Raw genomic sequence first — 8,671 nt, forward strand, 5'->3', positions numbered from 1 at the left:
CTCAGGCGATCTCGAAGATCCCTTCGATCTCGACCGCGACGCCCAGCGGCAGCGACGCGGCAGAGACCGCCGAGCGCGAGTGACGCCCGGCATCGCCCAGCACTTCGACCAGCAGGTCGGAGGCGCCGTTGATCACCTTGGGCTGCTCGGTGAACTCGAGGGTGGAATTGACGAAGCCGGTGAGCTTCACCACGCGCTTCAGCTTCGACAGATCGCCCCCGCAGGCCGCCTTGACCTGCGCCAGAAGGCCCAGTGCACAGGTGGCCGCGGCCTTGGCGCCGGCCTCGGTCTCCATGTCGGCGCCGAGTTTGCCGAGGATCAATCCGTCGGGGCCCTGGCTGATCTGGCCCGAGACAAAGACGAGATTGCCGGTCTGCACGAACGGCACGTAATTGGCGGCGGGGGCCGGCGCCTCGGGCAGGGTCAGGCCAAGCTCGTTCAGGCGGGCATCGATATCGCTCATGGGAACCTCCGGATGTGAGTCGGCGCGAGGCTATCCGCCCCGCGCCGCAATGGAAATAGCCGCCTGAGCGGTGGATCAGCTTTCGCGGAAGGCCTTCGAGAAGTAGTCGGTGAAGGGTTTCACGAGATAGGCCAGAGGCGTCCTGTCGGCGGTGCGCAGGAAGGCCTCCACCGGCATCCCCGGGATCAGCGTGCTGCCCTCGGGCAGCTTCTCGGCCTCGCCCTCGTTGAGGATGATCTCGGCGCGGTAGTAGCTCACCGAGGTCTCCTCGTTGGTGAAGGCGTCGGCCGAGATCTGCGTCACCGTACCAAAGAGCTCGGGCGTGGTGCGCTGGTCGAGCGCCGAGAACCGCAGCGTCACCTCCTGCCCGACATGGGTCTGGTCGATGTGAATCGGCTCGATCTGCGCCGCGATCACCAGCGGACGGTCCTGTGGCACGAGATACAGCACCGGGTCCGCGGCCCGGATCACCGAGCGCGGTGCAAACACGGTCATGCCATAGACCACCCCCGCAACCGGGGCGGTAATCTCGAGCCGCTTGAGCTGCTCGAGCAGAGCCAGCCGCTGTTCGGCCAGTTCGCGGCTGCGATACTGCATGTCGCGCAGCGTTGTGATCGCCTCTTCCCGGCGGGCGGTGTCGAGCTTGATGATCTCGATCTCGATCTCGGTGATCTCGCCCTCGGCCTGCGCCATGGTGGACACCAGCTCGCCGCGTTCGCCGGCAAGACGCGCCGCCTCGCGTTGCAGCGACAGCACCCGGCTGGCCTGCGCCAGCCCGCGTGCGAGAAGCGACCTCTGGCTTTCGAGCTCTTCGTCGACGAAGGACAGCTGCGCCGCGAGCGCCTCGACCTGCGCCTCGACCCCCTCGATCTGGTTGCCGATCTGATCGCTGCGCTTGTTGAGCTGCTCGACCTCGCGGTCCATCGAGGCCCGGCGAGCGAAGAACAGGTTGCGCTGGCCGCTGATCAGTTCCGCCACCTCGTCATCGGTCTCGGCATGGGTGAGGAGGATTTCGGGGAAGACGATCTCTTCGCTGCCATCACGCTCGGCCTCGAGCCGCGAGCGCCGCGCCAGCAGTTCGAAATACTGCCCTTCGACAATGGTCAGTTCCGAGCGCAGCAGCGTCGGATCGAGCCGGATCATCACCTCGCCCGCCTCGACGGTGTCGCCCTCCTCCACGAGGATCTCCTCGACGATGCCACCGTCGGCATGCTGGACCACCTGCCGGTTCTGATCGACCTGGATCTGCCCCCCGGCGATGATCGCGCCAGAGATCTCGGTGGTCGCCGCCCAGGTGCCGAAGCCGACCACGAGGATCAGCAGCGCCGCCAAGCCGAAGGTCATCGGCGTGCGCAGCGAAAAGCCCTTTGTGTCGTCGTTCATCTCACACCTCCCGGCCCTGCGGCCGTGGCAATCTGCTCGTGGTTCTTGACCCGCGAGCGCAGCACTTCCTCTTTCGAGCCAAAGGCCGCACGGGTGCCATGCTCGAGCATCAGCAGCATATCACATTCGCGGATCGCCGAGGGACGGTGCGCCATGATGATCACCGTCTTGCCCTCGTCCTTCATCTTGCGGATCGCCTGGTTCACCGCCTCGGAGCCCTCGTTGTCGAGGTTCGAGTTGGGCTCGTCGAGTACCAGCAACACCGGGTCGCCGTACATCGCTCGGGCCAGCCCGATTCGCTGCATCTGCCCGCCCGAGAGACGGCCGCCCGTGGACGACACCTTGGTGTCGTAGCCCTGCGGCATCTTTAGGATCATCTCGTGGGCGTCGGCCTTCTTGGCGGCCTCGACGATCTTGGACGGGTCGGGCGTGTGCGACAGGCGGGCGATATTTTCGGCGATGGTGCCGTTGAACAGCGTCACGCGCTGCGGCAGGTAGCCGATATGTTCGCCCAGCGACTGGCCGTACTGGTCGAGCGCGGCCCCATCGAGACGGATCTTGCCGCCGGCGGGCTTCCAGGTGCCGGTGAGGGCGCGCGCCAGCGTCGACTTTCCGGCCCCGGACGAGCCGATCACGCCAAGCGCATGCCCGGGTTCGAGATCAAAGCTCACCAGCCGCAGCGAGGCCTGATGCTCGCCCGGCGGCACGATGGTCAGCTGCGTGACCTCGAGTCGCGCTTGCGGCTTGGGCAACGGCAGGCGCGGCGCTTCGGGGGGCTCTTCGGTCAGCAGCTGGGCCAGGCTGTCCCAGCCCTTGCGGGCGCGGGTCACCGCGGGCCACTGGCCGATGGCAAGCTCGATCGGCGCGAGGGCGCGCCCCATCAGGATCGAGCCGGCGATCATCGCACCGGGCGTCAATTCGCCCTGCAGCACGAGATAGGCGCCGAGCCCGAGCATCGCCGACTGCAGGAACAGGCGGAAGGTCTTGGTCGCGACGGTGAAGGTGCCGATGATGTCGGTGGTGCCGATCTGGCCGCGCAGCGCGTCCGAGCGCGCGGTGTTCCAGCGCCGGAACGCATCCTCGCGCATCCCGAGGGACTGTACCATCTCGGCCTCGTTGCGGATCTCGTCCGAGTTGCGCTCGGCAACCAGCAGCGCATGGTTCGATTTCAGCGTAGGCGCGCGGCTGAAGGTCTGGTTCAGCACGGTCACGAAGATGAGGATCACGCCCCCGGTCAGCGCGAGATAGCCAAGCCAGGGATGGAAGACGAAGATGCCGGCGATGAAGAACGGGGTCCACGGCATGTCGAAGAAGGCCATCAGGACCGGCGAGGACATCAGCCGCTGGATCGACTCGAGATCCTTGAGGCCGGTGGCGGACAGTTCATCCGGCTTCACCGCGGCGCGGCGCATCACCGCGTCGAAGACGCGCACGTCCATCGCCGCCTGAAAACGCGCGGCAACCCGCGCCATGACGCGCCCGCGGGCATAATCGAGGATGCCCATCATGCCGTAGAGAAACACCACGAGCCCCGACAGCGCGATCAGCGTGGCAATCGAGCGCGATCCCAGCACGCGGTCGTAGACCTGCAGCATGTAAAGCGGGCCGGTCAGCATCAGCAGGTTCACGAAGAAGCTGAAAATTGCCACGAACCAGTAGTAAGGTCTGCTCTGGCGTCGCGCGGCGATCAGCTCGTCGCGTCCGGCCTCTTTCGAACGCGGTATCATCTGAAATGCGCTCTCCCTCAGTCGTATTGTTTACCGCAGTGTACGCGGAGAAGTCTTAATGATCATCCTGTCGCCGATCCGACACAGGGCAATTCCCTGAGCGCCGCTTGCTTGTGACGCCGGCTCAATCTGCAATTATGGTTCCTTCTATAGCAAGGACGGAAATTTCCAATGCACTTTAATTTCGGGTGAGTGCGGCATGCCGACACTGAAGACACTCCCTCCGGTCATCGCAGTATTGTTTCTCACCGCCTGCGCCGTTCCGGGGCCGGGCGATGCGCCAGATGGCATCTTCGACCCCCAGGAAGCCGGCAACCGCCGTGTTCACGCCTTCAACAAACGCGTTGATTCCGCACTTGGCGGCGGAGGTGAGGGCGGCGCCAGCGCCATTCCCGCGCCGGTGCTCGAGGGCGTCTCGAACGTGGCCGACACGTTGCGCCTGCCGCAAACCGTGGTGAACCAGCTGTTGCAGGCCCGTCTCGGTCGCGCCACGCGCAACACCCTGCGCTTCGGGGTGAACGCCACAGTCGGTCTCGCCGGGCTGTTCGACGTCGCAGGCCGGATCGGTCTGCCCGAGGACAAGAGCGATTTCGGCGAGACGTTGCATGTCTGGGGCTTCCCGGAGGGCGCCTATATCGAGCTGCCGCTCATCGGCCCCGCGACCGAGCGCGAGGCGGTCGGCAAGGTCGTCGATGTCGCCCTGAACCCGCTTGGCTATTTCAACCTGCCCGATCCCGAGCGCTACTATTCGGTGGGCATCCGTGCCGCGGGCAAGGTGGCCGACCGGGTGGCCTATGGAGACACGCTCGACACGCTGCTGTACGACAGCGCCGACAGCTACGCCCAGACCCGCAACAGCTATCTCGCCTACCGCCGCTACCAGATCGGAGATACCGAGACCGGGGCGGCGGACTATATCGACCCCGAAGCACTGGACACGGAGGGATTTTGATGACCCGGCACTTTCTGACCCGCAGGGATCTCGTTGCGAGCGGCGCCGCGGCGGCGCTCTGCGCGCTGTTCCCAGGCGCAGCACTGGCCGTCAGCAGCGCACAGGCCGCGGATCTGGTCGAGCGCATGCTCGTCGATATCAACCGGGTGATCGACTCGGGCAAATCCGAAACCGCGATGATCGCCGATTTCGAACGCATCTTCCGCACCTATGGCGACATGCCCTACATCGCGGCCTACGCGATGGGGGCCGACGGCCGCCGCGCCTCCCCGGCGCAGAAGAAGGCCTTCACCAACGCCTTCGCGGGCTATGTCAGCCGCAAATACGGCAAGCAATTCCGCAAGTTCATCGGCGGCCAGCTCGAGATCGAGGGCAGCCGCAAGGTCAAGAACGCCTACCAGGTCTCGACCACGGCGCTGCTGCGCGGGCAATCGCCCTTCGACGTGACCTTCTTCGTCGGCGAGAAGTCCGGGCGCTTCTACAACATGTATGTCGAGGGCGTGAACATGCTGCTCACCGAGCGGACCGAGATCGGCGCCATGCTCGACCGCCGCCGCGGCGACATCGATGCGATGATCGCCGACCTCAGGCGCGCCGGCTGACCGGCGCGCCAAGCAGCATCACATCGCCTCGAGAAGCCCCTCGCCGGCGGAAATCTCGCACTCGCCGGGGCTTGCCTCGGCGTGCAGCAGCGTGACGGTGCCGTCCTCGACCAGCATTGCGTAGCGCTTCGAGCGCGCGATCAGGCCCGCGGGCGGCGCGGTGAAGTCCATGCCGATGGCCTTGGTGAAGGCGCTCTCCGGGTCACCCAGCATGGTGATCCCGGCCTCGGTGGCGCCGGTCGCCTCGCCCCAGGCCTTCATAACGAAGGGGTCGTTGACCGAGACGCAGATAATCTCGTCGACGCCCTTTTCGGCGAAGCTGTCCTTGGTGCGGATGAAGCTCGGCACATGCGCCGAGTGGCAGGTCGGGGTGAAGGCACCGGGCACCGCGAAGATCACCACCTTGCGGCCCTTGAGCTTCTCGCCCAGCTCGACCGCTTCCGGTCCGTTTTCGCCGAACTGCACCAGCGTTGCGCCGGGCAGGGTATCGCCTTTGGATATGGCCATGTCGCGCGTCTCCCTTGATTGCGTTTTCCAGCTTCAGGGATATAGGCTGCGCCCGAATAGGCAAACGCAAAAACGGGAACAGGCTGATGGGCAATGTGGTGGTGATCGGGGGCGGCCAGGCCGGCGCCTCGCTGGTGGCGCGGCTGCGCTCGAAGGGCTTCGAGGGCGGGATCACCCTGATCGGCGCCGAGCCGGTGCCGCCCTACCAGCGCCCGCCGCTGTCCAAGGCCTACCTGCTGGGCGATATGGAGGAGGAGCGTCTCTTCCTCCGCCCCCGCGCCTATTACGACGAGCAGGACATCGAACTGGTGCTGAACGCGCCGGTGACCGCCGTCGACACCGAAGGCAAGGCAATCATCGCCGACGGGCGCAAGATCTCCTACGATGATCTCGTGTTCTGCACCGGCTCGCATCCACGCCGCCTGCCGGCCGCCATCGGCGGCGATCTCGACGGCGTGTTCTGCGTCCGTGGCATCGCAGATGTCGACGCCATGAAGCCGCGCTTCACCCAAGGTGCAAGCGTGCTGATCGTCGGCGGCGGCTATATCGGGCTCGAGGCAGCGGCGGTGGCCGCCAAGCTCGGCCTCAAGGTCACGCTGGTCGAGATGGCCGAGCGCATCCTGCAGCGGGTCGCGGCACCTGAGACCGCCGACTATTTCCGCAAGCTGCACACGGCCAAGAGCGTCGATATCCGCGAAGGCGTCGGCCTCGGCAAGCTCACCGGCGAGGACGGCAAGGTCTCCGCCGCCGAGCTCACCGACGGTACCACGCTCGAAGTCGATTTCGTCATTGCCGGCGTCGGCATCCTGCCGGCGCTCGAACTGGCCGAGGCCGCCGGCATCGACATCGAGAACGGCATCCGCACCGATGAGACCGGCCGCACCTCGGCGCCCAATGTTTGGGCCGCCGGTGATTGCGCCTCCTTTCCCTATCGCGGCGACCAGATCCGGCTCGAGAGCGTCGGCAACGCCATCGACCAGGCCGAGGCGGTGGCCGACAACATCATGGGTGTGGGCCGCGCCTACGAGGCCAAGCCGTGGTTCTGGTCGGATCAGTACGACGTGAAGCTGCAGATCGCCGGGCTCAACGCAGGCTACGACCGGGTGGTGGTGCGCAAGACGGGCGAGGCCGTGTCGCACTGGTACTACGCGGGCGCCACGCTGCTGGCGCTCGACGCGATGAACGACCCGCGCGCCTACATGGTCGGCAAGCGCCTGATCGAGGCTGGGAAATCGCCCGAGCCCGAGGCGGTGTCCGACCCCGAAACCGACCTCAAGGCGCTGTTGAAAGCGTGAGGATCATCGCCGGAGACTGGCGCGGACGGGCGCTCACCTCGGTCGGCAAGGGCGATCCCCGGGCGCATCTGCGGCCGACCACCGACCGCGTGCGCGAGAGCCTGTTCAACATGCTGGGCGGGGGCCGCTTCGGAGAGCCCTTCGACGGCGCGCGCGTTCTCGATCTCTTCGCGGGCACCGGGGCACTTGGTCTCGAAGCGCTGTCGCGCGGGGCCGAGGCCTGCACCTTCATCGATGACGGTCGCAAGGCGCAGTCGCTGCTGCGCGACAACATCCGCCTGCTGGGCTGCGGCGATCGAGCGACCCTGATCGCCCGCGACGCCACCCGCCTGCCCAAGGCAGAGGCGGCCTGCGATCTCGTCTTCCTCGATCCGCCCTACGGCAAGGATCTGGGCACCCGCGCTCTGCACGCCGCCCGGGACGGCGGCTGGATCGCGCCGGAGGCGCTGGTCGTCTGGGAGGAAAGTGCGCCGCAAACCGCGCCGGAGGGCTTCGCTCTCCTCGACACCCGCCGCTACGGCGACACCCACGTGACGGTTCTGCGCACCACCTGAGTGACGCGCGTCCTTCAAGGCTGGCAATCGGGCCCGCATCCTGTATCTTATTCGCATATGTCTATTCGTGCGACGAGAGAGGGAGGCTCCGCATGACGCTCTTCAAACCCAGCCGGCGGGACATCCTTGCCATGGCCGCCGCGGCGCCGGCGCTGACCCTGCCCGCCGTGACCCGCGCCGAGCTCGGCGCGCCGGCCACCGGCAACCCGACGCATTTCGCCTTCACCTTGGGCGAGGCAAAGATCACCGTAATCTCGGACGGCTCGTTGCAACTGCCCGCCGACGGCCTCGGGGTGAATGCCGATCCCGAGGAGGTGGAGGCCTTCCTCGAGCGGCATTTCCTGTCGCCCGAGACCAACTACTCCCACACCAATCACCTGCTGGTCGAGATCGGCGAGGCCACGGTGCTGGTCGACGTGGGCTCCGGCAACCGCTTCCTCGACACCGCGGGCCGGCTGATGGCCAATCTCGACGCCGCCGGGATCGATCCGTCGACCATCACCCACGTGGTGATCACCCACGCCCATCCGGACCACATCTGGGGCATCCGCGACGATTTCGACGAGGCGATCCTGCCCGACGCAGCCTATTTCCTTGGTAAAGCGGAGCATGATTTCTGGATGCAGGACGGGCTCGCAAGCCAGGTCCCGGCAGAGATGCAGCAATTCGTCGTCGGGGCGCAGAATTCGATCCGGGTCGACGGCGCCGAGTGGGACCTGATGAGCGACGGACAGGAGATCGTGCCCGGCCTGCGCGTCCTAGACACGCCAGGCCACACGCCGGGCCACATGAGCCTGATCGTCGAGTCGAATGGCCAGCAGCTGCTCGCCACCGGCGACGCCATGAGCCACGCCTACACCAACTTCGCCCACCCGGAGTGGTACAATAGCTTCGACATGGATGGCGACGTCACCGTGACAACCCGCAAGCGCCTGCTCGACATGGCGGTGGCGGATCGCATGGCGGTGCTTGGATACCACTTCCCCTTCCCCGGTGTCGGCCACGTCATGCGTGAAGGAGACGCCTACCGCTTCGTGCCAGCGCTGTGGAAGTGGAGTTGACCCCGCGCCCTTGCCGCTAACCTGCGGCTGCGGCCCCGGACGGCCTGCCTCCGGCGGGAGTATTTCTGACGAAGAGAAGCCAGGGGCGCAGCGCTCCTGGCTTCTCTGGTTTCAAAATACCTCGGGG

9 protein-coding genes are annotated in these 8,671 nt (G+C 66.4%); 5 read left to right on the forward strand and 4 right to left on the reverse strand.

Annotation, left to right across the window (positions count from 1 at the left end; all coding sequences use genetic code 11):
• Nucleotide 1 precedes the first annotated feature (1 nt).
• From R2601_RS04265 to R2601_RS04275, 3 genes are all read right to left on the reverse strand, one after another.
• Entirely contained in the window at nucleotides 2–463 is a 462-nt protein-coding gene (locus R2601_RS04265) for a RidA family protein (protein ID WP_007794080.1), read from the reverse strand.
• Between the two features lie 75 nt (nucleotides 464–538).
• A complete protein-coding gene (locus tag R2601_RS04270; protein ID WP_007794082.1) occupies nucleotides 539–1,846 on the reverse strand; it encodes an HlyD family type I secretion periplasmic adaptor subunit in 1,308 nt (435 codons plus the stop codon).
• On the reverse strand, nucleotides 1,843–3,573 hold the full coding sequence (locus R2601_RS04275; RefSeq protein WP_007794085.1) for a type I secretion system permease/ATPase: 1,731 nt from the start codon (nucleotides 3,571–3,573) through the stop codon (nucleotides 1,843–1,845). The genes R2601_RS04270 and R2601_RS04275 overlap by 4 nt, the downstream gene beginning before the upstream one ends.
• Before the next feature lie 199 nt (nucleotides 3,574–3,772).
• Between R2601_RS04275 and R2601_RS04280 the strand changes: the two genes are divergently transcribed.
• Nucleotides 3,773–4,525, forward strand: a complete 753-nt coding sequence (locus tag R2601_RS04280) for an MlaA family lipoprotein (RefSeq protein ID WP_040544350.1) — start codon at nucleotides 3,773–3,775, stop codon at nucleotides 4,523–4,525.
• Nucleotides 4,525–5,127, forward strand: coding sequence for an MlaC/ttg2D family ABC transporter substrate-binding protein (locus R2601_RS04285; protein ID WP_007794091.1), 603 nt, complete (start codon nucleotides 4,525–4,527; stop codon nucleotides 5,125–5,127). Before R2601_RS04280 ends, R2601_RS04285 begins: the two co-directional genes overlap by 1 nt.
• A gap of 18 nt (nucleotides 5,128–5,145) precedes the next feature.
• Here the strand turns inward: R2601_RS04285 and R2601_RS04290 are convergent, their stop codons facing one another.
• Nucleotides 5,146–5,634, reverse strand: coding sequence for a peroxiredoxin (locus R2601_RS04290; protein WP_007794094.1), 489 nt, complete (start codon nucleotides 5,632–5,634; stop codon nucleotides 5,146–5,148).
• Nucleotides 5,635–5,720: 86 nt separating this feature from the next.
• Between R2601_RS04290 and R2601_RS04295 the strand changes: the two genes are divergently transcribed.
• From R2601_RS04295 to R2601_RS04305, 3 genes are all read left to right on the forward strand, one after another.
• Nucleotides 5,721–6,929 carry an NAD(P)/FAD-dependent oxidoreductase gene (locus tag R2601_RS04295; protein WP_007794097.1) on the forward strand — a complete coding sequence of 403 codons (1,209 nt, stop codon included), beginning with the start codon at nucleotides 5,721–5,723 and terminating at the stop codon, nucleotides 6,927–6,929.
• Nucleotides 6,926–7,483: a 16S rRNA (guanine(966)-N(2))-methyltransferase RsmD gene (rsmD, locus tag R2601_RS04300; RefSeq protein WP_007794100.1), complete on the forward strand. Its 558-nt coding sequence runs from the start codon at nucleotides 6,926–6,928 to the stop codon at nucleotides 7,481–7,483. The genes R2601_RS04295 and rsmD overlap by 4 nt, the downstream gene beginning before the upstream one ends.
• 92 nt (nucleotides 7,484–7,575) lie before the next feature.
• Complete coding sequence (locus tag R2601_RS04305) at nucleotides 7,576–8,544, forward strand: MBL fold metallo-hydrolase (RefSeq protein ID WP_007794102.1); 969 nt, start codon at nucleotides 7,576–7,578, stop codon at nucleotides 8,542–8,544.
• Nucleotides 8,545–8,671 lie beyond the last annotated feature (127 nt).

The sequence above is a fragment of the Salipiger bermudensis HTCC2601 genome (assembly GCF_000153725.1).
Taxonomy (GTDB): Bacteria; Pseudomonadota; Alphaproteobacteria; order Rhodobacterales; family Rhodobacteraceae; genus Salipiger; species Salipiger bermudensis.

Bases quoted from the DNA above. Each gene is read 5' to 3' on its own strand.
- R2601_RS04275 (WP_007794085.1), bottom strand. From the start codon at position 3,573: ATGATACCGCGTTCGAAAGAGGCCGGACGCGACGAGCTGATCGCCGCG.
- R2601_RS04280 (WP_040544350.1), top strand. From the start codon at position 3,773: ATGCCGACACTGAAGACACTCCCTCCGGTCATCGCAGTATTGTTTCTC.
- R2601_RS04285 (WP_007794091.1), top strand. From the start codon at position 4,525: ATGACCCGGCACTTTCTGACCCGCAGGGATCTCGTTGCGAGCGGCGCC.
- R2601_RS04305 (WP_007794102.1), top strand. From the start codon at position 7,576: ATGACGCTCTTCAAACCCAGCCGGCGGGACATCCTTGCCATGGCCGCC.
- R2601_RS04290 (WP_007794094.1), bottom strand. From the start codon at position 5,634: ATGGCCATATCCAAAGGCGATACCCTGCCCGGCGCAACGCTGGTGCAG.
- R2601_RS04265 (WP_007794080.1), bottom strand. From the start codon at position 463: ATGAGCGATATCGATGCCCGCCTGAACGAGCTTGGCCTGACCCTGCCC.
- R2601_RS04295 (WP_007794097.1), top strand. From the start codon at position 5,721: ATGGGCAATGTGGTGGTGATCGGGGGCGGCCAGGCCGGCGCCTCGCTG.
- R2601_RS04270 (WP_007794082.1), bottom strand. From the start codon at position 1,846: ATGAACGACGACACAAAGGGCTTTTCGCTGCGCACGCCGATGACCTTC.